This is a genomic window from Polaribacter staleyi (assembly GCF_038024045.1).
In the GTDB taxonomy this organism is placed as follows: Bacteria; Bacteroidota; Bacteroidia; order Flavobacteriales; family Flavobacteriaceae; genus Polaribacter; species Polaribacter butkevichii.
The window spans coordinates 3,400,503-3,423,156 of record NZ_CP150665.1 but is presented as its reverse complement, the minus strand read 5'-3'; the positions used below and the strand labels follow the sequence as shown (position 1 = coordinate 3,423,156).

22 protein-coding genes are annotated in these 22,654 nt (G+C 29.5%); 7 read left to right on the top strand and 15 right to left on the bottom strand.

The annotated features are described in order from the left end of the window. The first annotated feature begins 67 nt into the window (after nucleotides 1-67). The gene (locus tag WHD07_RS14205) at nucleotides 68-1,369 is read left to right on the top strand and encodes a voltage-gated chloride channel family protein (protein WP_343328938.1); all 1,302 of its coding nucleotides are present in this window, start codon (nucleotides 68-70) and stop codon (nucleotides 1,367-1,369) included. 30 nt (nucleotides 1,370-1,399) lie between these two features. On the opposite strand, the gene WHD07_RS14200 is transcribed toward WHD07_RS14205, so the two are convergent. The 3 genes from WHD07_RS14200 to WHD07_RS14190 all read right to left on the bottom strand — a co-directional run bounded on the left by WHD07_RS14200 (nucleotide 1,400) and on the right by WHD07_RS14190 (nucleotide 3,618). Then, nucleotides 1,400-2,368: a BT_3928 family protein gene (locus tag WHD07_RS14200; RefSeq protein WP_343328937.1), complete on the bottom strand. Its 969-nt coding sequence runs from the start codon at nucleotides 2,366-2,368 to the stop codon at nucleotides 1,400-1,402. Continuing rightward, nucleotides 2,365-3,000: a hypothetical protein gene (locus WHD07_RS14195; RefSeq protein WP_343328936.1), complete on the bottom strand. Its 636-nt coding sequence runs from the start codon at nucleotides 2,998-3,000 to the stop codon at nucleotides 2,365-2,367. The genes WHD07_RS14200 and WHD07_RS14195 overlap by 4 nt, the downstream gene beginning before the upstream one ends. 81 nt (nucleotides 3,001-3,081) lie before the next feature. After that, nucleotides 3,082-3,618: a DUF1599 domain-containing protein gene (locus tag WHD07_RS14190; RefSeq protein ID WP_343328935.1), complete on the bottom strand. Its 537-nt coding sequence runs from the start codon at nucleotides 3,616-3,618 to the stop codon at nucleotides 3,082-3,084. A gap of 89 nt (nucleotides 3,619-3,707) precedes the next feature. Here WHD07_RS14190 and WHD07_RS14185 point away from each other — a divergent pair, with 89 nt between their 5' ends. From WHD07_RS14185 to cdaA, 4 genes are all read left to right on the top strand, one after another. Next, complete coding sequence (locus WHD07_RS14185) at nucleotides 3,708-4,289, top strand: TIGR00730 family Rossman fold protein (RefSeq protein ID WP_343328934.1); 582 nt, start codon at nucleotides 3,708-3,710, stop codon at nucleotides 4,287-4,289. A gap of 1 nt (nucleotide 4,290) precedes the next feature. Further along, nucleotides 4,291-5,112: a dihydropteroate synthase gene (folP, locus tag WHD07_RS14180; protein ID WP_343328933.1), complete on the top strand. Its 822-nt coding sequence runs from the start codon at nucleotides 4,291-4,293 to the stop codon at nucleotides 5,110-5,112. Between the two features lie 444 nt (nucleotides 5,113-5,556). Next, the gene (locus WHD07_RS14175; protein WP_343328932.1) at nucleotides 5,557-6,162 is read left to right on the top strand and encodes a biopolymer transporter ExbD; all 606 of its coding nucleotides are present in this window, start codon (nucleotides 5,557-5,559) and stop codon (nucleotides 6,160-6,162) included. Nucleotides 6,163-6,214: 52 nt separating this feature from the next. Next, complete coding sequence (gene cdaA, locus WHD07_RS14170) at nucleotides 6,215-6,991, top strand: diadenylate cyclase CdaA (RefSeq protein ID WP_105047539.1); 777 nt, start codon at nucleotides 6,215-6,217, stop codon at nucleotides 6,989-6,991. A gap of 81 nt (nucleotides 6,992-7,072) precedes the next feature. Here cdaA and WHD07_RS14165 read toward each other — a convergent pair whose 3' ends face one another. Genes WHD07_RS14165 through truA form a run of 3 tightly spaced genes read right to left on the bottom strand, consistent with a single transcriptional unit; the run spans nucleotide 7,073 to nucleotide 10,153 of the window. Continuing rightward, nucleotides 7,073-7,606 carry a hypothetical protein gene (locus tag WHD07_RS14165; protein ID WP_343328931.1) on the bottom strand — a complete coding sequence of 178 codons (534 nt, stop codon included), beginning with the start codon at nucleotides 7,604-7,606 and terminating at the stop codon, nucleotides 7,073-7,075. 51 nt (nucleotides 7,607-7,657) lie between these two features. Then, on the bottom strand, nucleotides 7,658-9,424 hold the full coding sequence (locus WHD07_RS14160; protein WP_343328930.1) for an ABC transporter ATP-binding protein: 1,767 nt from the start codon (nucleotides 9,422-9,424) through the stop codon (nucleotides 7,658-7,660). A gap of 3 nt (nucleotides 9,425-9,427) precedes the next feature. Beyond that, nucleotides 9,428-10,153, bottom strand: coding sequence for a tRNA pseudouridine(38-40) synthase TruA (truA, locus tag WHD07_RS14155; RefSeq protein ID WP_343328929.1), 726 nt, complete (start codon nucleotides 10,151-10,153; stop codon nucleotides 9,428-9,430). A 101-nt stretch (nucleotides 10,154-10,254) separates the two neighbouring features. On the opposite strand from truA, the gene WHD07_RS14150 reads away from it, so the two are divergent. Then, entirely contained in the window at nucleotides 10,255-10,752 is a 498-nt protein-coding gene (locus tag WHD07_RS14150) for a metallophosphoesterase family protein (protein WP_343328928.1), read from the top strand. On the opposite strand, the gene WHD07_RS14145 is transcribed toward WHD07_RS14150, so the two are convergent. From WHD07_RS14145 to WHD07_RS14130, 4 genes are all read right to left on the bottom strand, one after another. Next, nucleotides 10,739-12,505: a sensor histidine kinase gene (locus WHD07_RS14145; RefSeq protein ID WP_343328927.1), complete on the bottom strand. Its 1,767-nt coding sequence runs from the start codon at nucleotides 12,503-12,505 to the stop codon at nucleotides 10,739-10,741. The two genes, WHD07_RS14150 and WHD07_RS14145, sit on opposite strands and share 14 nt — an antisense overlap. A 63-nt stretch (nucleotides 12,506-12,568) precedes the next feature. Continuing rightward, nucleotides 12,569-13,228 carry a hypothetical protein gene (locus tag WHD07_RS14140; protein ID WP_343328926.1) on the bottom strand — a complete coding sequence of 220 codons (660 nt, stop codon included), beginning with the start codon at nucleotides 13,226-13,228 and terminating at the stop codon, nucleotides 12,569-12,571. Nucleotides 13,229-13,401: 173 nt separating this feature from the next. Continuing rightward, nucleotides 13,402-14,067: a response regulator transcription factor gene (locus WHD07_RS14135; protein WP_343328925.1), complete on the bottom strand. Its 666-nt coding sequence runs from the start codon at nucleotides 14,065-14,067 to the stop codon at nucleotides 13,402-13,404. A gap of 289 nt (nucleotides 14,068-14,356) precedes the next feature. Further along, the gene (locus WHD07_RS14130; protein WP_105047533.1) at nucleotides 14,357-14,788 is read right to left on the bottom strand and encodes a DUF4293 domain-containing protein; all 432 of its coding nucleotides are present in this window, start codon (nucleotides 14,786-14,788) and stop codon (nucleotides 14,357-14,359) included. A gap of 198 nt (nucleotides 14,789-14,986) precedes the next feature. Here WHD07_RS14130 and rho point away from each other — a divergent pair, with 198 nt between their 5' ends. Then, nucleotides 14,987-16,696 (top strand): transcription termination factor Rho, encoded by a 1,710-nt coding sequence (gene rho, locus WHD07_RS14125; RefSeq protein ID WP_343328924.1) that lies wholly within the window; start codon nucleotides 14,987-14,989, stop codon nucleotides 16,694-16,696. 364 nt (nucleotides 16,697-17,060) lie between these two features. Here the strand turns inward: rho and WHD07_RS14120 are convergent, their stop codons facing one another. From WHD07_RS14120 to WHD07_RS14100, 5 genes are all read right to left on the bottom strand, one after another. Beyond that, the gene (locus WHD07_RS14120; protein ID WP_343328923.1) at nucleotides 17,061-19,151 is read right to left on the bottom strand and encodes a peptidylprolyl isomerase; all 2,091 of its coding nucleotides are present in this window, start codon (nucleotides 19,149-19,151) and stop codon (nucleotides 17,061-17,063) included. 122 nt (nucleotides 19,152-19,273) lie between these two features. Continuing rightward, entirely contained in the window at nucleotides 19,274-20,539 is a 1,266-nt protein-coding gene (locus WHD07_RS14115) for a hemolysin family protein (RefSeq protein WP_343328922.1), read from the bottom strand. A 15-nt stretch (nucleotides 20,540-20,554) separates the two neighbouring features. Continuing rightward, complete coding sequence (locus tag WHD07_RS14110) at nucleotides 20,555-20,755, bottom strand: hypothetical protein (protein WP_105047529.1); 201 nt, start codon at nucleotides 20,753-20,755, stop codon at nucleotides 20,555-20,557. A gap of 4 nt (nucleotides 20,756-20,759) precedes the next feature. Continuing rightward, nucleotides 20,760-21,320 (bottom strand): LPS export ABC transporter periplasmic protein LptC, encoded by a 561-nt coding sequence (lptC, locus tag WHD07_RS14105; protein WP_343328921.1) that lies wholly within the window; start codon nucleotides 21,318-21,320, stop codon nucleotides 20,760-20,762. Between the two features lie 6 nt (nucleotides 21,321-21,326). Then, nucleotides 21,327-22,646, bottom strand: coding sequence for a hypothetical protein (locus WHD07_RS14100; RefSeq protein ID WP_343328920.1), 1,320 nt, complete (start codon nucleotides 22,644-22,646; stop codon nucleotides 21,327-21,329). Nucleotides 22,647-22,654 lie beyond the last annotated feature (8 nt).

The window sequence follows — 22,654 nt, the reverse complement described above, 5'->3', positions numbered from 1 at the left end:
CAAAAAAACATGTGGTTTCGAATACCATAAAATCTAACAATTTCTTTTTTAAGTGGAAGTAACCTCTATGAATACAATTAAAAAATTATTTCTTTCATTTGAACAAAGTTTATCTTTACTATTTTTATTAAAATGGGCTTTTATATGCCTATTTATTGGAGCATTAACGGGTAGTACTTCTGCTGTTTTTTTATGGTCTTTAGAATGGGCAACCAATTACAGAGAAGCAAACCTTTGGATTGTTGCTTTGCTACCAATTGCAGGTCTTATAATTGGTTTGTCTTATCATTATTACGGTGAGAGTGTTGTTAAAGGAAATAATTTATTGCTAGAAGAATTTCATTCTCCAAAAAAAATAATTCCTTTTAAAATGGCTCCCTTAGTTTTTTTAGGAACCGTACTTACGCATTTATTTGGAGGTTCTGCTGGTAGAGAGGGAACTGCCGTACAAGTTGGTGGTGCCATTGCAGATCAATTTACCAAAATTTTTAAGCTTTCTGATGCCGATAGAAAAATTGTTTTAATAACAGGTATTAGTGCAGGTTTTGCTTCCGTTTTTGGAACGCCTTTGGCAGGTGCCATTTTTGCTCTAGAAGTAATGGTTATTGGTCGTATAAAATTTGATGCCATTTTACCTAGTTTTTTAGCCGCTATTTTTGCCAACTATTTTTGTGATGTTTGGCATATTTCTCATCATACACATTACACAATTTCTACAGTTGCAGCACTTACACCTGCAACTATTTTATGGGCTGTATTAGCAGGAATTATTTTTGGTTTGGTAAGTATGCTGTTTTCTAAGTCTACACATTTTTGGGGAATTACATTTAAAAAATTTATTAAATACCCTCCACTTCGTCCTGTAATTGGTGGTATTATTTTAGCAGTTACCTGGTACTTTATTGGAACAACAAAATACATGGGATTAGGTGTACCAACCATTGTAGATGCTTTTAATATCGACTTAAATTCGTACGATTTTATTCTAAAACTATTATTCACCTCTTTTACCTTAGGTGCTGGTTTTAAAGGAGGAGAAGTAACACCTTTATTTTTTATTGGCGCAACATTAGGTAACGTTTTAATTTGGTTTATTCCTTTGCCAATGCCTTTGTTAGCAGGTATGGGGTTTGTGGCTGTTTTTGCAGGTGCAACAAACACACCAATTGCTTGTACTATTATGGGTATTGAATTATTTGGTATTGAATCTGGAATTTTTATCGCCTTGGCGTGTACAACTTCTTATTTATTTTCTGGACATTCTGGTATTTACAGTGCTCAAATTATTGGAAGCCCTAAAAATGTATTTTTTAACAATGAAAAAGGACTAACTCTTACCGACGTAGATAACAAACGTAGTAAAAATTAGTCCCTAAAAACTTTCTAAAAGGTAAATAAGTTACAATTCTAACTCGTAAACATCAATCCAATTTTTCTTTTGCACCACTGTTCCTTTATCTAAGATGATAACTCCAGGATTTGCTCTAATCATTGTTTTTAAAGTTGTTTCATCACAGAATAAAAAATCGAACGGTAAATCATACTTTTCTTTTGTAAGAATTAAATCGTCTGTAAAAGACGCTGAAACTCCGTAAACTGTATACCCTTTTTCTTTCGCTTTAGCAGCAACTCTTTTAATTGCAGGAAATCCGTTTTTATCAACTTTATCTAAATTATAGACGATAACCAACATTACTTTTTCTTTCTTTAATAATTCTGGAGCTAAATCTGCTTGTTCATCTTCTAGCATAAAATCATGTACAGGCGGTATTTCACCATCTTCTTTATATTGCATTCCTTCCGGAATACTTTTACCAACTGCATAGGCTCTAAAATCTATAATTGGCAAATGTGTTAAAACATGCTGTACAATAAATAAGAAAGCTGCTAAAGATAAAAAAGTAATCACTTTTGGAATTTTACCTGTAAAAATGGGTTTAATATGTTTTAATCCTACTACTAAAATAAGAACTAATGCAATTAAAACTACATTCTTGTAAAAAGTTCCCCAAGTAGATAATTTTACTGCATCACCAAAACAACCACAGTCGGTTACCTTATTATAATACGCAGAATACCATGTTAAAAATAGAAAAACAAGCATTAAAGCTAACAAACTAAAAACAGTAAACTTTGGTTTGTAGCCAATTAAAATCATGACACCTAATAATATTTCTGCAACAATTAATAAAATTGCAAAAGGCAATGCATACGGAATTAAAAACTCCATATTTAAAACGTCGGCAGAGAAATATTCTTGAAACTTATATTGAGACCCAATAGGATCTACTAATTTTACAAAGCCAGAAAAAATAAATAAAGCTCCGACTAATATTCTTGAAATTTGGGTAATCAATTTTTGTATCATGATTTTCTATTTATATAATTATGCATTTTATCATTTACTGTTAAATAATAAACGGCAAAAAACATTCTTCTTTTTATTCCTTTAAATTCTTTCATTTTAAAATGATAAAATACTGATGATTGCACACCAAAAGAAATCTCATTAGTCAGACTAAACATCTTATAAAAGTCTCTAAATAAAACATCTTCATTATTTAAACTCTTCAGAAACAAAATATATTTTCCAAATAAATTTAAATCATAAGCTTTATCAACAATTGCTGTTTTACTATCTAATCCCTCATAAAAAGTTTTATGCACCCAAATTTCTTTAAAAAAAGCAGTGTCAATTTTCGAATACACTTCCTCTTGAAGTTTGTAATTTAAAGGAATTTTAAACCCTTTTATTTCTTTAAGGCATTCTTCAATGATATTTTTATTGAATTCAAAATAAGCTTCATCTTTAGACTTACTTTTATCTAAACAAATTTCACTTTCAAAAAAATCAACAATTTTAGCTAAATCTTGTAATTCAGAATCGGTAAAAAATTCTGACAAAGATTCATCAGACTTCATTTCTTTATAAGTTGTAGCTTCTTCCTTAGCACAACCCACAAAAAGCAAAACAGCTATTAAATAAACTAGTTTTTTCATAAATTTATTATAAAAACCTCTCGATACAATTAAACAGATTGCTTCGTTCCTCGCAATGACTAAATCATTTTACTTTGCAACTTACTCAGCCAAATGAATCATTGCAAAAACGGCATAATTAATCATGTCTTGGTAATTGGCATCAATGCCTTCAGACACCAACGTTTTTCCTTTATTATCTTCTATTTGTTTAACACGTAATAATTTCTGCAAAATTAAATCGGTTAAACTAGAAACACGCATATCTCTCCACGCCTCACCATAATCATGATTTTTATTCATCATTAATTCTTTAGTAATTTTAGCATGTTTATCGTATAAAATAGTTGCTTCTTCTATGTTTAAATCGGGGTTTGCTACAACACCATTCTCTAACTGAATTAACGCCATTATAGAATAATTGATGATTCCAATAAACTCAGATTTTTCTCCTTCATCAACCTTTCTAACTTCATTTTCTTGCAACTGACGTATTCTTTGTGCTTTAATAAAAATCTGATCTGTTAATGATGGTAAACGTAAAATTCGCCACGCAGAACCGTAATCACTCATTTTTTTTATAAATAAACTTCTGCATTCTTCTATTACAGCATCGTATTGTTTCGAGGTATCTTGCATTTTCTCTTGTTAAAAAGTATTTGTTCAAAAATACTAAATACTAGATGCTTTTCATTTATTTTTACAAAAGAATTTTAAAACCCCATACTTTGAAAAAAATTGCTGTTTTTTGCGGATCAAGCTTAGGCTTTAACCCTATTTATAAAGAACTTGCCATAACATTAGGAAATCATTTTGCAGCGCATAATATTGGCTTGGTTTATGGTGGCGGAAAAATAGGAATGATGGGCGCGCTTGCCGATGCCGTTTTAGCTCATAATGGCGAAGTTATTGGTGTAATTCCTCAATTATTAGAAAAAGAAGAAGTTGTTCATTCTGAAGTAGAAGAAATGATTGTTTGTAAAAAAATGAGCGAACGCAAAGTAATCATCAGCAAATTAGTAGATGGTTATATTACGCTTCCTGGTGGTTTTGGAACCCTAGATGAACTTTTTGAAGCCCTTACTTTAGAGCAATTACACATAGAACAAAAACCAGTAGGTATTTTAAATATAAATGGATTTTTTGATGCTGTTTTACTTCAATTAGATAAAATGGTTGCAGAAGGTTTCTTAAAACAAACCAATAGAGATATGTTAATTGTTGGTACTTCTGTAGAAGATTTAATGCAAAAAATGAACGCTTACCAAGCGCCAAAAATTAGCCACGTAATTAATAAAGTAGTAAGTTAACATGACTATAAATTGCAAAGGTACTTTAGTAGATTTAGCATCTCCAAAAGTAATGGGAATTTTAAATGTAACACCAGATTCTTTCTTTGACGGTGGTAAGTATAAAAACGAAGCAGACATTCTTTCTCAAGTAGAAAAAATGCTTTTAGATGGCGCCACTTTTATAGATGTTGGCGCGTATTCTTCTAGACCTGGCGCAATACATATTTCCGAAGAAGAAGAATTACAAAGAATTGTACCTGTTATCAATTTATTGGTACAAAATTTCCCTGAAATTATTATTTCTGTAGATACTTTTAGAAGCAAAATAGCACAAGAAACCATAAATGCAGGTGCGGCAATTGTAAACGATATTTCTGGCGGAAAAATGGATGAAAATATGTTTGCAACCGTTGCCAACTTGCAAGTTCCTTATATTTTAATGCACATGTTAGGTACTCCACAAAACATGCAGAAAAACCCTGTTTATAAAGACGTAACCAAAGAAATTATCTCCTTTTTTGCAGCACAAATACACAAATTACATCAACTTAAATTAAATGACATTATTATAGATATTGGTTTCGGATTTGGAAAAACCAACGCTCATAATTTTGAAATCTTAAAGAATTTAGAACTTTTTAAAAGTTTAGACGCACCCATTTTAGCAGGAATTTCTCGTAAATCTATGTTGTACAAAACCTTAGATATTTCTGCCCAAGAAGCCCTAAATGCTACTACTTCTGCAAACACCATTGCGTTGTTAAATGGCGCAAATATTTTACGTGTTCACGATGTAAAAGAAGCTGTAGAAGCTGTAAAAATTGTAAATCAGATTCGTTAATCCTCATTGCGAGAAACTAAAAAATCTTTCATTAAACTAACTCTTAATAATTTTTAGAAGCTATTTCCTGCTTTCCATTATATCTTTTTTCTTCTGTCATTGCGAAGTTTACTTTTTTGTAAACTGTGGCAATCTCATTATTAATTAACAGATTGCTTCGTTCCTCGCAATGACGCAGTTTTAAAAAAAAGGATGCCATTTCAATCAGGGCTAAAACTTGTCAATTAACTTTAATGCTGTCATTTCGAAATGAGCGCTTTTTAGCGATTGAGAAATCTCAGATTCTTCCTCATTCTTCCTTCGCAATGACAACTCTTACTTTTTTATGGCATTCTTTTTGTTAAAGAAATGTTAACACCAAAACTCAACTAGTCAAACTTTAATAAATCAATTCGAAATAATTCGGACTGAAACCCATTTATTAACTTTTAAAAACTAGAAATTATGAGCAGAAAAGAATCGCCAGAAATTAACGCTGGCTCTATGGCAGACATCGCATTTTTATTATTAATCTTTTTCTTAGTAACCACCACAATGAGTGTTGATGCAGGTATATCAAGAAAAATTCCGCAGAAACAAGAAAACCCCACAGATTTAGATATCAATGAAAGGAATATCTTAGAAGTAAACATCAACAAAAACAACCAGTTATTTGTAGACGGAAAAATAATTCAATTAAAAGAATTAAAACAAATTGCCATCAACTTTATAGATAATGGCGGCGGACTAGACATCAACAAAAACAACTGCGATTGGTGTAACGGTAAGAGAGATAAATCATCATCAGACCATCCATCAAAGGCAATTATATCCATAAAAACAGATCGGTTAACAAATTACGAAACTTATATTTCTACCCTAGATATTCTAAATTCTGCATACACACATTTAAGAAATAAATTGGCTGTTAAATTATACAACAGAAATTATGAAAGCTTGTTAAACGACTTAAGCAAATCTAACAACAACGATAAAAATATTCTAGAAAAAATAAAATTGATTCGAGAGAAATATCCACTATTATTATCGGACGCAGAAATTAATATCTGATATTGAATTCTGCTAATTTATTAGTACTTTAGCCTAAAATCAGTCAATATTCATGTTCGATTTTATTGAATTTTCTTTATTAGATGTGTTAGACATTTTATTAGTTGCAACACTACTCTATTACATATATAAATTATTAAAAGGTACCGTTGCCATTAACATTGTTATTGGTATTGCGTTTATTTTCTTAATCTGGAAAATTACGCAAGCCTTAAAAATGGAAATGTTAAGTGGTATTTTAGGCTATTTACTTTCTGGTGGAGTTATTGCCTTAATTATTGTATTTCAACAAGAAATACGTAAATTTTTATTAATGATTGGTACCACAAATTTTACCAATAAACGTAGTTTTTTAAAACAACTAAAATTTTTACAAACAGAAATTAGTTCTGATGTGGATACCGAAATTATATTAGAATCTTGTAAAAATTTATCTAAAACCAAAACAGGTGTTTTAATTGTTATAGAACGCACCAATAGTTTAGATTTTTTAATAAACACCGGAGACAGAATGAATGCTGTTGTAAATGATGCTATTTTACAAAGTATTTTTTACAAGAATAGTCCACTACACGATGGAGCCTTAATTATTAGAGATAATTATATTGTAGCAACCAGAGTTATTTTACCTGTTTCAGACAGTACTAAAATTCCTTCGAGATTTGGTTTAAGACATAGAGCAGCTATAGGTGTTTCTGAAAAAACGGACGCTGTTTGTTTGTTAGTTTCTGAAGAAACAGGAGAAATATCCTATATAAAAGACGGAGGTTTTGTACTCTATGTAGATTATAATGATCTTAATGAAAAACTTAAAAAAGATTTAATGTAGTACTGCATTTTTTTAAATAACATACAAAAAAAAAAGGTTCTCTAAATAGAGAACCTTTTTAATTTTTAAAAACAACTTTCCTTATTTAGAAGGAGCCATTTTAGATTGAATAGCAGATAATACACTTTTGTATTTAGCCATTTCTTTAGCATCTAACTTAGAAGCTAATTCTTTACCTTTTGCTAATAAAGCAGCACCTTTAGGCGCTAATGCAGAAATCTTAGCTAAATTACCATTTGCAGCGATGTAATCTTTTGCATAAGCAGCATATTCAGTTAAGTTTTTTGTTACAGCCTCGTTAGAGAAACTTGGAATTGTAATTCCTGCTAAAGCAGAATCTTTTGCGTCAGAAACAGCATCTTTTACTCCTTCAACAGCGTTTTCAGCACCTTCTACAACTGCATTTGCAGCATCAGTTGCTCCTTCTGCAACAGTACCTGCCGCTTCTTTTGCTCCTTCAGCAACTGCACCAGCAGCTTCCGTTGTTGCGTCTGCAGCTTTACCAGCTGTTTCTACTGTTGCATCTTTTAAGTCAGTTGCTCCTTTTTTTGCTTCTTTACAAGACGTTGCTAATAAAGAACCTGCAACTAATACAGATAATACGATTTTTTTCATTTTTTTTGATTTGTTTGTTTGAACTACAAATGTATATCAAAAAAAATGATTTTAAGAAGCTTTTTCTAAACTAAATTGTTTATCGTACAAATTTTTATAGTATCCTTCTTCCCTGTCTAACAACTCATTATGAGTTCCCTCTTCTACAATAAGGCCTTTATCCATTACAATAATTTTATCTGCTTGTTTTATAGTTGCTAAACGATGCGCAATTACAATAGAAGTTCTTCCTTTTGTGATGGTTTCTGTTGCAAACTGAATCATTTGCTCTGCATGAGAATCTACAGAAGAGGTAGCTTCATCTAAAATTAAAATACTTGGTTTACTTACATAAGCTCTTAAAAAAGCAATTAATTGTCGTTGGCCAGAAGACAACATAGCACCACGTTCTTTCACATTGTATTGATATCCTCTTGGAAGTGTCATTATAAAATCATGAATACCTATTTGTTTTGCAGCTTTTTCTACTTCATCAAAAGAAATATTATTATTCTTTAACGTAATGTTATTTAAAATTGAATCAGAAAACAAGAAAACATCCTGTAAAACCACTGCAACTTGATTTCTTAAACTTTCTAAATTATATTCATCAATAGAAATATCATCAACACAAATAGTACCACTATCAATTTCGTAAAAACGATTTATTAAGTTGATAATTGTAGATTTCCCTGCTCCTGTTGCCCCAACAATGGCTACTGTTTGTCCACTTTTTACATCTAAAGAAATTCCTTTTAAAACCTCTTCTCCCTTAACATAACTAAACCGAACATCCTTTAAATTAATATTCCCTTTTAATTTTGCTGCTTTAATTGTTCCGTTTTTAACAATACTACTTTGGGTATCTAATACTTTAAAAACACGTTCTCCAGATACAATACCCATTTGCAATTGGTTAAATTTATCTGCAATTTGTCTTAAAGGTCTAAATAACATTTGTGCCATTTGTACAAAAGCCATTACGGTTCCAGGACCAGCAACTGCTCCTCCAATAATTTGTTTGCTACCAAACCAAACTATTAAACCAATACCAATTGATGATAATATTTCTGCAATAGGAAAGAAAATTGAAAAATACCAAATGGTTTTTACATAAGCTTCTTTGTGCTTATTATTAATGTTCATAAAATTCTTATACTCAATCTTCTCTCTATTAAAGAGCTGTACAATTTTCATTCCGGTAACTCTTTCTTGTACAAAACCATTTAGGTTTGCAACTTGGTTTCTAACTTCTTGAAACGTAGCTTTTATAGCTTGTTGAAAGACTCTTGTGGCATAAATTAAAATAGGTAAAACGGCTAATGCAATTAAAGCCAACTTCCAGTTTAAGAAAAACATTAAAGCAGCCACCGCAAACATTTGTAAAATATCACTAACAATGGTAAAGACTCCTGAAGCAAAAAAAGCGGCAATGGTTTCTATATCAGAAACTACTCTTGTTACCAATTTACCTACCGAATTGGTATCAAAATAAGACATTTTAAATTGTAAAATATGTCTAAACGTTTTTGCTCTAATATCTCTAATAATATGCTGACCAACCCAATTTGCAAAATAAATAAATGTAAAACGCAATAACACCTCTACAAGTATTACAGCAAACATTAATAAAATATTATTAATAAGACCTTGCGTATCTTTTTCTGTAATATATTTATCTACAGTTTCTTTTATTAAAAAAGGGTTAAGCAGAGCTACAAAGGCTAATAAAATAGTAGAAGAAACTGCTATAAAAAAATTTAATTTATAGCGTTTTGCATAAGACATTAACCTTAAAAAGATTTGTAAATCAAAAGCTTTACCTGTTTTATTTGCCAAAATTTAATATTTTATTTGTGTTAAAAATAATCCTTTTGCAGGAACTGATAAGCCTGCATTACCTCTATTTTTACTCTCTATAATTTTTCTGAAATCGTCTTTTGTTATTTTGCCCAAACCAACATCAACCAAAGTACCTACAATGGCTCTGACCATATTTCTTAAAAAACGGTTTGCAGTAATATAAAAAACCAATTCTTTTCCGTCTTGTTTCCACAAAGCTTCTGTAATATCACAATTGTAAGTATATACATCCGTCTTTACCTTAGAAAACGTTTGAAAATCTGTATATTCTAATAATAATTTTGCGGCTTCATTCATTAAATCTACATTTAAATCTTGAGAATGAATTTGCCAAGAAAAATCTAACAAAAAAGGATTTCTACCCAACCATATTTTATATTCGTAACTTCTGCTAAGTGCTCCAAAACGGGCGTGTTTTTCAACATCAACCTCAAATACATTGTACACGACGATATCTAAAGGCAAAAGTGAGTTTAATTTATGAGGAATATCTCCTTTTAATGATTTTTCTATATCAAAATGTGCAAACATTTGCGATGCATGTACTCCTGTATCTGTTCTTCCTGCTCCAACAACTTCTATTTTTTCTTGAAAAATAGTACTCACTGCCTTGTTTAATTTTTCTTGTACAGAAATAACATCTGGTTGAATTTGCCAACCATGATAATTTTTTCCGTTATAAGAAAGTTCTATAAAATACCTCAAAAAAATATGCTTTTTGTAGTCATCAAAATTACGGAATTTATTTTGTTATGATTACATTTGAAACAAATAGAGACGTTAAACTTTTCTTACTATTTGTTTCCATGAAAAAAATATTATTATTATCCGATACTCATAGTTTTATGGATGCTCAAATTTTAAAGTTTGTAAAACAGGCAGATGAAGTTTGGCATGCAGGTGATATTGGTAATTTGGAGGTTACAGATACTATTAAAAAACTAAAACCATTACGAGCTGTTTTTGGTAATATTGATGGTGCAGATGCAAGATCTGAATTTCCTTTAGACGCTAAATTTGAGGTTGAGAAAGTAACTGTTTGGATGACACATATTGGTGGTTACCCTAATAGATACGACTTAAGAATTCGTGAAGCAATAAAAGAAAATCCGCCTAAAATATTTATTTCGGGGCATTCTCATATTTTAAAAGTACAATATGACAAAAAACTAAACTTACTACACTTAAACCCCGGAGCTGCAGGAAATCATGGTTTCCATAAAGTAAGAACCATGTTGCGTTTTGAGCTAGAAAATGGAGAGATAAAGAATATGGAGATTATAGAGCTTGCTAAACGAGGTTAATTGATTCTTTTTCTAATACAGGCAAAACAACTTTAATAACAGTTCCATTTTTTTTACTAGAATCTATATGAAACTCTCCTTCCATCATTTGTATTCTTGCATCAATTTGATTTAAACCAAGTCCATCTTTATTTATAATCTTGTTTTTATCAAAACCAATTCCGTCATCTGAAATTATTAAATACAATAACCCTCCTTGTTCGTCTAATTTAATCATAGCTTTTTCTGCTTTGCTATGTTTTAAAATATTATTGACAAATTCTTGGACAATATTATGAACTTTTATTTCAAAACTTTGCTCATACCTACCAATTTCACCTATGCTTGTATCAATGTTTATTTGTGAATTAGAATATTTATCTGCCATATCTTTTATGGCATATTTCAATCCAAACTTTAACAAAACAGAAGAAACTAATGTATGAGATAAATCTCTAATAGTCTGAGAAGCTTCTTTTATAATATTTTGAGTTTTATTTATTTCAATTGGTGTTTGCCCATTAAACAAACCTCTTGTAGCTTGTAAATGCAGATTTGCAGACGACAACAGCGCACTTACACTATCATGTAAAGTCTCTGCTATTTGCTTTCTCTCTGACTCTTTACCATCTATAGTTGCATTCAAAATCCTAACCTGAGACTCAGATTTAATTTTCTCTAAATTCTGATTTTGCACCAATTGAGTCTGAGTTAATTGTAGACGAAGGTTCTTTTGACGAAGTTTATAATAATTCAACCCATATAATAAAGTAACAATTACAATAAAACTACCAATACCAAATAACCAAAAAGTCCGTTGATTTTTAAGCTGTTTATTTTCGGCTTCTTTAAGTAATAAATTCTTTTTTACATCAAAATTATATTTTTCTGTTATTTCAGAAATCATAGCTCTAAATTCATTATCACGTAAACTATCTTTAATTTTGTAAGATAATTCTTGGAAATTATAAGCCTCATAATCTTTTAACTTATACAAATTATAAGCTAGATTATAGTATAAATCTTCTTTAACTTTTACAGCTTTCGTAGTTTTTAAATTTCTAATTAAATCTAATGCTTCAAAATAAATTTTCTTAGCTTCATTAAAATTATTTTCTAACAGATAAATACTAGACAAATTACCCAATGCAGCAGCTTCGTTAACTTTATTGTTAAGTTTTTTATGAATAATAATTGATTTATAAGCAAACTCTTTTGCCTTATCATATAAACTATCATTCATATAAATACCAGAAATATTATTATATGCTTTCGATTTAACGTCTAAAACACTGTTTTGAGATGACTTAACTAAGTCCACTTTAAAATAATAATACAGAGCACTGTCTTTAAAACTCTCAACATTTTCTTTAATATTTAACCTAAAAAAACAATTACCGTAATTAAGTAATGTTTCAGAGGTTATATAATCTTTATCAAAATAAATTTTATTTCCTTTATTAAAATCAACTTTTAGAATAGAGTCATTATATTTTTCAAGGCAGATTAAGGTAGCTTTATAATAGTTTAATGCATTTTTGTTGTTATGAGTCGCATAATATATACTAGCTATAAGATAGTTTGTTAATAAATTTTCAATGCTACTATTTAAGTTGTCCTTATTAATTATTTGTAAAGCTAGTTTTAAAGACCTTGCATATTTATGATCATCATATAAAGCTTTAGCTTTTTTATAATTTTCTGAGAAAATTTCATTTTCATCAATAAACAAAGAAGCTATAGGAAATATAGCTTCTTTGTTTGTTTTATTCACACAATAACTTGTTGATAAATAAAATATTATCAGTAAAAATTTTATTTTCAAAATATTAAAAAATTATAGTATTATAACTCTTGGTTTTCTTTCATATGAAGCAGCTTCACTTTTTGCTTGAGAATTAATAATATGATTCACAAAATCAAACTTTAAAGGTTTTCCTTCTTCTTTATCTAAAATTCTAGAAAAACTGGTCTTACCTTCTTTCCCATCTTCCAAATGAATTTCATAAGTTTCAATATCCTCATTAAACACAAAATCTACACTAACATTTTTAAATACAGAAAAATCTAAACTGTATGTACCGTCTTCGTTACTCTTAATACTATATTCTTGTAATTTATCATTAGAACTTTTTGCTAATCTTATATTGGTATCTTTAATGGTTATTTTAGGAGACTTGTCTGAACTTGTATCTACAAAACCTACAATTAATTCTGAATTATCAATAACTAAATTTTGCGTAGTTTTTCTACTTGTTTCACTATCCGACGAATATAAAAAAATATTATTAATACTTTTTTCAACTACCATTTCTGTATTGGCGTTATCATTTAAATCGAAATAAACAGAATATGCTCCACTAGCATCTCTTTTTATGGTGTATGTTTTTAATAAATCTAAAGATTGTTCTTCTGGCAACTGTGTTTCATTATTTGAACAAGAAGAAAAAATAAGTGCTGCTGACGCTAATAATGCAAATAAGTTAAAATTTTTCATAGGTAATTGAGTAATAATTAATTTAATTAGAAATAAGGGCTATTTTAATATTTAAATAGTAAGGCTAGAATGTATGCGCAAATAATATGTCTTAGATAACTATAAAACCTTTTAGGGGACGTTTTATTTATAAAATCAAAGTTTATAAATAGTTATTTTAGGGGGAATAAGAATTATACTATATTGTTTTTTACCGCATACATTGCTAAGCCTACTGCATTTTTTACTTTTAATTTTTTTAACAAACTTTTTCTATAAGTTTCCACTGTATTTGTACTAAGATTTAAAATATCAGCCATTTCAATGGTACTATGTTCTTTTGTAATCAATTTTAAAACATCCAATTCTCTTTCCGTTAAACTGTTTAACAAAAATTGATCTGGTAAATCTCCTTTTGGTACTATTTGACCTGATAAAGATTGTAATAAAATCTTTTGAATATCATTACTAAAATATTGCTCACCTCTAGCAACTGCTTTTATAGCATCTATAATATGCTCACCTGCATTGTTTTTAGAAATGTAACCTTTACAACCAAGTGATAAAACTTCTTGTACTATTTTAAGATCATCATAACTAGACAATATTATTACTTTTTGGTCTATCTTTTTTTTTCTAAAATACTTTAAAACTTGAAAACCATCTAAAACAGGCATGGTAATGTCTAGTATTAAAACATCTGCAGAATTTTCTTTTTGATGAAACCAATCAATAACTTCTTGACCAGTTAAAGAATAACCTTTAATTTCAATATCTTTATCAGTATTTATAACAGCTATGATACCTTCTATTAATATTTTATGATCATCAGCTACGTGAACGTATATCTTTTCTTTCATTATTATATTACAAATTTAGGATACAAAATAGAACTGCACAATACCCATTTTCAGTGAAATATTTACCTCACTGAAAACAGTGAGAAGCCTCACCGAAAACAGTGAGACAACAAACACAACAAACTAACTATCAACCACTTAAATAAAGGTGCTGTTCTATTATTTTTATTGCTTAAAAATACAATTTAAATAATGAAATAACATTTAAACACCATAAGATATAAAAACAAAAAACCGAGAAATAAATTCTCGGTTTTTTTTTCGCACTAAATATACTAATATGTTAGGTTTATCGCAATCTATCTACAGATTTTACAAGATCTTCATCCTTTTTAATAGCTCTATTTGCCAAAACAATAAGCAAAACAACCAAAATTGGTAAGAACATCCCAATACCATTCTCAGAAATCGAAATTTCTCCAGGTAAAGTTAGAGATACATAAATCAATAATCCTAGTAAAAAGAGATTGATCAAAATAACTAAACGCCCAACTACAAATTGTAATTTTCTGTTTTTAAATAAAAAGATATCTAAAAAAGAAACAACAGCAGAAAGCAAAAACAACAAAGGGATAATTTTTAAAAGAACAGTGTCTTTAGAAAACAAATCCAATGCATAGACTTCTTCTTTAAGATTATTCCAAAGATCAAATACAAAAATTAAACCACCAGAAACGGCAGTTGCTATTAATAAATATATACTTTGTATTCTTTGAATCATCTTAAAAACTAACAATACAAAAGTAAGACTTTCTTTTTTAAAAAGAAAACCTAAATCTTAAAAAAAAAGTATATATTTGTAATATAATAACTACTCATTGAATATTGTATAGTACTATATACAATACATAAACTCAAAAAAAATATTATAATCAATCTTACATACATAAGATTTACATTTTAACTTAACACATAACGAATGTTCGAAATCTCAGAACTAAAAGCAAAAACGCTTGCTGATTTACAGGTAATTGCAAAATCTATTGGTCTATCAAAGACGAGTCAACTTAAAAAATTAGATTTAGTATATCAAATTTTAGACACACAAGCTGCAAACCCTGTAGATACTTCAATTTCAACTTCTACAAAAACTGAAGTAAAGCAAAAGACTGAAAAACCTAAAAGAAAACGAGTTTCTAAAGTAACTACCCCTGCCAAAACTACTAACGTAGACGAAATTACAGAAAAAGATTCAAAAATAACGACAGAAACTACTACTGAAAAAATAGTAGAAAAACCAAAACAAGAAAAACTACCTTTACGCAAACCAACTCCTAGAAAAGCTGCACCCAAAAAAGTTCTTGAAAAAACAGAGACTAAAACGGAAGCACCTAAAGAAAGAGTTGTTAAGAAGGTAGAAAAACAGGAACAAAAACCTGCTAACAATCAGAATAAACCACAAGCAAACAAACCACTTCCTAAGAAAAATCCAAACCAAAATAGAGATAAAAATAACTCTAATAGAAGTAATGGAAACAAATCTGGAAATCGTTATAAAGATCCTGATTTTGAATTTGATGGAATTATAGAAAGCGAGGGTGTTTTAGAAATGATGCCAGACGGATATGGTTTTTTACGTTCTTCTGATTATAATTATTTATCATCACCAGATGATATTTATGTTTCTCAATCTCAAATTAAATTATTTGGCTTAAAAACAGGTGATACTGTAAGAGGAAATGTTCGCCCACCAAAAGAAGGTGAAAAATATTTTCCATTAATTAGAGTCTCTAAAATAAACGGATTAAACCCTAACTTAGTTAGAGATCGTGTTTCTTTTGAACATTTAACACCATTGTTTCCACAAGAAAAATTTAATTTAGCAGAAAGAGGTAGCTCTTTATCAACTAGAATTATCGATTTATTTTCTCCTTTAGGAAAAGGACAACGTGGTATGATTGTAGCGCAACCTAAAACTGGTAAAACCATGTTATTAAAGGATGTAGCCAATGCCATTGCAGCCAATCACCCAGAAGTTTATCAAATTGTTTTATTGATTGATGAGCGTCCGGAAGAAGTTACAGACATGAAACGTAATGTTAGAGGAGAAGTTGTTGCTTCTACCTTTGATGAACCAGCAGACAAACATGTAAAAGTAGCAAACATTGTTTTAGAAAAAGCAAAACGTTTGGTAGAATGCGGACACGATGTTGTTATCCTTTTAGATTCAATTACACGTTTGGCAAGAGCATACAATACCGTAGCACCTGCGTCTGGAAAAATACTTTCTGGAGGTATCGATGCTAACGCATTGCACAAACCAAAACGTTTCTTTGGTGCCGCTAGAAACATAGAAAACGGTGGTTCTTTAACCATTATTGCTACAGCACTTACAGAAACAGGTTCTAAAATGGACGAAGTAATCTTCGAAGAATTTAAAGGAACAGGTAATATGGAACTTCAGTTAGATAGAAATATTTCTAACAGAAGAATTTACCCAGCTATCGATTTAATTAAATCTTCTACAAGACGAGATGATTTATTATTAGATGCCAAAACAGTACAAAGAATGTGGGTTTTACGTAAGTATCTTGCAGATATGAACCCTATAGAAGCTATGGAATTCATCAATGATAAAATTAAGTTTTCGAAAAATAATGACGAATTTTTAATCTCAATGAATGGCTAGATGTAACCTTTTTATTTAATATATAAAAAACCTTTTTGAGCAATCAAGAAGGTTTTTTTTTATTAGAAGCTATTTCCTGCTTTCCACTATATCTTTTTATATTATTATTGTAAAGTTCACTTATTGTAAATTAAGGTAATCTCATAATTAGAAACAGATTGCTTCGTGCCTCGCAATAACGCTTATTTATAAACGCTATAAAAAGGATGCCGTTTCAATCAGGGCTACACACACTTGCCTTTTTTAGTTAATATTATATAGCAAGCATTACAATCTTAATAAATAAGTACCAGATACTAAATCTAATGCATAAAAAAACCGTTCAAAAAAATTGAACGGTTTAAATATTTTAGTAAAACTTAACCTAGTTTCCTACGTATAAATTAGATCTATTATCTTCTACGTCAGAAGCTTTTTTAATGGCTTCGTAAATTGCAAAAGTTTTTCTTTTTCTTGCTTCTGCAATACTTTTTCTTGTAGTTTCGTAATTAGGTAACGCAGTTGGTAACTCTTTATTAGTTACAGCAAAAGCATACACACCTCTATTACCTTCTATATTTTTATATACTTTGTTTAATTCTGCATTAAACATTGCACCTACTACTTTAGGCTCAGAACCTGCACCAGACAATGTTGGACTTTTTAAGTTAACACCACTTGCATTTCTAACATTAGTACTATTATCTTTTGCAATATCAGCTAAAGTGCTTCCGTTAAACTTTTCTGCAATTAATTTTGCTTTCTTTTGATTCACTAAAATAGGTTTTACTCTATTTGTAGCTTTAGCAGCAGACATTAATCCTTTTTTAGTTTTAGCCGTTACAAAAGCAACTACATGGCTTCCTTCTAAATCAAAACGTTTAAAATCTCCAGGTTTTGTTTCTTTACCAAAAGCCCAAGTAATAATTTGTCTTTGATTTCCTAAACCAGGTACATTTTCATCTAAAACTTTTAAACCAATAGCAGGTCTAGTTGTATATTTATTTTCTTTAGCAATTTCAAAAAACTTTTTATCTTTTGATGTTGCCAAAGCAAATTGTTCTGACTTTTGAAAAACAGCATTTTCTGTTGCTTCAGAAGCTATTATTTGTCTACCAAATGTAGCTAATTTTAAAGCTGTTTGCTTGTTCTTTTGTCCATCAATTTTAATAACATGGTAACCAAATGGCGTTTCTACAACACCAATATCACCAGTACTTCCATCAAAAACAAAATCTCTAAAAGCAGGTGTCATTCTATTATAAGTAAACCAATCTAAATCTCCTCCTTTTGCTCCAGAACCTTTATCAGAAGAAAGTTCTTTTGCTAAGTCTGCAAATTTATTTTTGTTTCTTTTTACTACTGTTAAAATACTATCGGCTAAAACCTTTGCTTCCTCTTCTGTTCTTGTAACTTCTGGAGATACTCTTTGAGCACCAAGAAAAGGAATTAAAATATGACTAGCTCTGGCTGAATCTGGCATTTGAGTTACGTCAGTAATTTTTGATATTTTAAAATACCCTTGGTCTTTATATGGTCCAAAAACATCTCCTTTAGCTCCTTTAAAAATTTCTGAAGCTACACTAACATTTACTTCTCTTTCAAATTTAAAGCTATCATCGATACTTGTATCAGAATCATTTTCACTTAAAAATTCTCTTTCATTTGTGCTCGTTTTAAAATCTTCAATTAATTCGGCAACACTAGCTTTAATATTATTTTCATCTTCAGGAGTTGCTTTGATATCAAATTTTACATAAGAAATATCTCTAGACGCTTCTACTTTAAAGTCATTCTCATGAGCTTTAATATAAGATTCAATTTCTCCTTTAGAAACCTTAACTAAACTATCTGAAATAGAAGTATAAGGTACAAAAACAAATTGAGTGGTTAACTTTGTATTATCTGTAAAATATTGAGCCTCTCCTTCTTTTAAAGAAGCGCCAAGACCAGCAGTAACAAGGTTGTTATATGTATTTCTCTCACCATTATCTCTAATCTGAGTCATATAATTAGACCAAGCTCTCCACATATCTGGATTGTTCTCTTTTGTGTCTGCTAAAAATTGCTTGAATTTTGCTTCATCAAATAAACCAGCTTCGTTTAGAAACTGAGGATTATCTTTTACTGAAGGTGCATTTATAACTTCATTCCAAACATCTGCTTCACCCACAGTAATTCCTGCTTCTGATAATTGATTTTGGTAGATTTTTTTTCTAACAATATTATCCCATACATTTTTAGATGCTTGCATTTCAGAAACTCCGTTTCCTGCTTGTTGTTTGTAGGCTTCTAATTCTGCAGAAAATTCTTGTCTTGAGATAGACTCACCATTTATTTCACCTACTTGATTTACTTTACTTGAATTGAAAAAATCACCTAATGTAGATGGATCTAATACAAAAGCAAAAAGTGCTAAACCAATTATAATGATTAAGAACATTGAACGTTCTCTAATTTTTGATAAAATTGCCATAAGTAATTTATTTTATTTCAGTTGGCGAATATACGATTTGGCTTTTAATATTGCAACCGATTTTATACTTATTAGTAGCAAGTATATAGGCTGCTAGGTAGTTATAAATAATTTAGATGATTTTAGGCATCTTCATCCACTATTTTTAGGCGGACTTCTTCTATTTTTGCACTACTCATTTTTAAGATTTTAATTTCAAAATCCTCAATATCAACCACTTCATTTTCTTCCGGAATATTTTCTGTATGTTCTATAATAAAACCTCCTAAAGTTTCGTATGCTTCTGCCTTTGGTATGTTTAAATTATACTCTTCATTTAAATAATCTACTTCTAATCTTGCAGAAAAATTAAACTCTGTTTCAGATATTTTCTTTTCTAAAAACTCTTGATTATCGTGTTCATCTTCTATTTCTCCAAATAATTCTTCTACAATATCTTCTACAGTAATCATCCCAGAAGTACCACCATATTCATCAACAACAACAGCAACGCTTTTACGTTTTTTCATTAAACTATTTAAAATATGATTTATCATCATAGATTCTGGTACAATCTCTACTGGTAATAAAATAGATTTTATAGTTTTAGGTTTCTTAAATAATTCGAATGCATTTATATAACCAATTACATCATCTAAAGAAGATTTATAAACCAGTATTTTAGACAAACCAGAGTCTATAAATATATTTTTTAGGTTGGTTACTTTTTCATGAAGTTCTACAGCAACAATTTCGGTTCGAGGAACCATTACTTCTCTAGCCTTTACATTATGAAAATCTAGTGCATTTTGAAATATTTGAATTTCAGAATCTATCTCATCATCATTATTACCTGTTTCTAATTGCTCTGTAATATAGTAGCCTAATTCTTCTTTACTAAACTCTGTTTGTTGTTCCTCTGCATTGGTTTTAAAAAAAACACGCAGAAAAAAATCTGAGATATACGTGATAAATTCAGAAAAGAAATGAAACAAAACATAAAAAACATAAGCAGGTACCGCAAATAATTTTAAAACCTCATTTGCATAAATTCTAAAAATAGCTTTTGGCAAAAACTCTGCAGTAATTAAAATTACTATGGTAGAAACAATGGTTTGTAAAAGAAGAATAGAAAAATCATTAAAAGCATTTATGGGAAGTACCCTTAATAAAAAGCGTCCCATATAATAACTATAAATTACCAAAGCTATGTTGTTACCAACTAACATTGTGGTAATAAATTTTGATGATTTCTGGGTAATTTTATTAAGAATATTAGGAATAAAACCTTCCCTTTTTTTCTCTAATTCTATATGAAGTTTATTTGCCGAAACAAATGCAATTTCCATTCCCGAAAAAAATGCGGAAAGGATAATTGAGATTAGAATAATTATGACTTCAATTTCCATTAAGAAATTTATAATCTATTGATTTTGATTGTTACGTTTTTCAACTTTTTTTCTAAAATGTCTTTTAAAGAAAAACACTAAGGTAATAAAAATAGAAGCTCCAAGAAACATATAGGCCTTTTCTCTCTCTTCACTCCACCTAACAATACCTTCTACTAAACAGATTAAAGCGACTACCAAATAGCCATACTGAAAAAATTTCCAAACTGTATTCATATTATTATTCTTCTGATGTTAGTAACTTTCCTGTTGTTTTCTTTGCTAAATGCTTACTTAAGTCTTCTTTACACTCAAAACCAACACCATAAATAGTATCCTTTAAAGTTGTTAAAGTAAATGGTTTTTCTGAGAAAAAATATTTGGTATTTTGATCCCAAAATAATTGTTCTGTTTCTAACTTAGAGTTTTCTTTAGGATTAACTACAATTACATTTCCTTTAATTTCAGAAATTAGCGTATTAGAATAAGACAATGCATAATTACCTGTAATGGTTACAGAATCTTTTCCATCAAAATTAATAATTTTAATTCCTTTAGGAAACTCATTATAAGGTTGTTGTTTTCTATTGCTAAAATCATACATAACAGGTGCAAATAATTTTGATGTTATTCTACCTGAATCTTTGTATACATGAAAAGCATCTTTAGCAACCGCAATTGGTAAATTTTTAGAAGCCAAAAAATCTCTAACTTCTTTTGTATTGTTAGAGCAAGAAAAAAGCATTACTGTAACAGAAAGTACAGCAATGCTTTTATGTAATATTTTTTTATAGTTATTCACAAAATATTAATTAGGAACACTTACTGTTTCTCCTATCCAACATTTTATAGTATAACTACTACCAGGATTTACACCTGCAGTAAAAACAACTTTTTTACTTGGTACATTTCCTCTATAACTTCTAATATATTTTCCTGCTGCCGAAGAAATACTTGGGTCTACAGCTGCTGCTCTTTGTGCTTGTCTTAAAGCTGCAACATATACCATTCTCTTTTCGAACTCGTTTTCTCCACAATTATTTACACTAGATGCATATAAACTTCCAATAAATAAATAAGCTTTACCAAAGTTAGGGTTATAACTTAATGCCTCTCTTGCTAAACTTCTTGCCTTACTAAATTGACCTCTAACTTTAGCTGTGTGAGCAAATTTTAATTTATATTTTGCTTTCTTTAATGGGTCTGTTTCTAAATCAAAAGATTTTTGTCTCATTGAATTTGCTCCTGCAGTATCTCCATTATCTTCTAAAACACTAGCTAAGAAAGAATATGCTTCTGGTGAAGGAGAAGCCTCTGCATAAGCTCTTACTAATTTTTGATATAAAGGATCTTCTTGACAATCTTTATTAAACATTCTAGAAACTGATCTTTTTAACCAAATTGCATTGTTTTTATTTTCTTCAAAATCTCTTTTGTAAATTGGTATTAATCTTTCACAAGTTGCTATTTCAGAAATAATATTATCTAAACCTCCTTCTACAGTACCTAAAGCTCTAGAGTTTGTAGAATATGCATGTATCAATTTTTTATTAGCTACAGAATCTTTAGAAAGCTCTTTAAGTTTAGCCGCATAGCCTTCTAATTTAGAGCTTACAGACTCTAAAACATCATCATAAGTATCAAAAACTTTTTGAGGATTAGTATCTTTATTTCTATCCGTAACTCCTTGAAAATAAATATATAAGTTTTTTACCCCCATTTTAGTTGGATCTATATTATATCCTTTTTCTAAAATTGAAAAAACTTCATCATCAGAAGCTAATTTATTAGCTAACAAATAAGTAGCGTAATCACTATGTAATTTTGCAGGGTTTTGGTTTGGATAATATTGTAATCTTTGTTCGTAAACTCTTTTTGCTAAAACAGGGTCTTTTCTAACATCTTCTGCTAGTGTAGAACCTAATTTATAAATGTTTACAGATAAATCTTTACAATTGTCCATTAAAAAAATCCAATTTTTATATGCTTCTTCATATTTTTTGGATTGATAATCTCCTTTAAAAAGATTATATTTAATGGTACATTCTCTTTTTGCATCATCTTGCGCATTTGTTTTTGCTGAGGCTAATAATAACATTGCAGCTAGTAAAAACGTAATTTTCTTCATTTTGTTAG

Coding starts and splice junctions, on each gene's coding strand:
- WHD07_RS14205 (WP_343328938.1), top strand. CDS start 68: ATGAATACAATTAAAAAATTATTTCTTTCATTTGAACAAAGTTTATCT.
- WHD07_RS14200 (WP_343328937.1), bottom strand. CDS start 2,368: ATGATACAAAAATTGATTACCCAAATTTCAAGAATATTAGTCGGAGCT.
- WHD07_RS14195 (WP_343328936.1), bottom strand. CDS start 3,000: ATGAAAAAACTAGTTTATTTAATAGCTGTTTTGCTTTTTGTGGGTTGT.
- WHD07_RS14190 (WP_343328935.1), bottom strand. CDS start 3,618: ATGCAAGATACCTCGAAACAATACGATGCTGTAATAGAAGAATGCAGA.
- folP (WP_343328933.1), top strand. CDS start 4,291: ATGACTATAAATTGCAAAGGTACTTTAGTAGATTTAGCATCTCCAAAA.
- WHD07_RS14175 (WP_343328932.1), top strand. CDS start 5,557: ATGAGCAGAAAAGAATCGCCAGAAATTAACGCTGGCTCTATGGCAGAC.
- cdaA (WP_105047539.1), top strand. CDS start 6,215: ATGTTCGATTTTATTGAATTTTCTTTATTAGATGTGTTAGACATTTTA.
- WHD07_RS14165 (WP_343328931.1), bottom strand. CDS start 7,606: ATGAAAAAAATCGTATTATCTGTATTAGTTGCAGGTTCTTTATTAGCA.
- WHD07_RS14150 (WP_343328928.1), top strand. CDS start 10,255: ATGAAAAAAATATTATTATTATCCGATACTCATAGTTTTATGGATGCT.
- WHD07_RS14140 (WP_343328926.1), bottom strand. CDS start 13,228: ATGAAAAATTTTAACTTATTTGCATTATTAGCGTCAGCAGCACTTATT.
- WHD07_RS14135 (WP_343328925.1), bottom strand. CDS start 14,067: ATGAAAGAAAAGATATACGTTCACGTAGCTGATGATCATAAAATATTA.
- WHD07_RS14130 (WP_105047533.1), bottom strand. CDS start 14,788: ATGATTCAAAGAATACAAAGTATATATTTATTAATAGCAACTGCCGTT.
- rho (WP_343328924.1), top strand. CDS start 14,987: ATGTTCGAAATCTCAGAACTAAAAGCAAAAACGCTTGCTGATTTACAG.
- WHD07_RS14120 (WP_343328923.1), bottom strand. CDS start 19,151: ATGGCAATTTTATCAAAAATTAGAGAACGTTCAATGTTCTTAATCATT.
- WHD07_RS14115 (WP_343328922.1), bottom strand. CDS start 20,539: ATGGAAATTGAAGTCATAATTATTCTAATCTCAATTATCCTTTCCGCA.
- WHD07_RS14110 (WP_105047529.1), bottom strand. CDS start 20,755: ATGAATACAGTTTGGAAATTTTTTCAGTATGGCTATTTGGTAGTCGCT.
- WHD07_RS14100 (WP_343328920.1), bottom strand. CDS start 22,646: ATGAAGAAAATTACGTTTTTACTAGCTGCAATGTTATTATTAGCCTCA.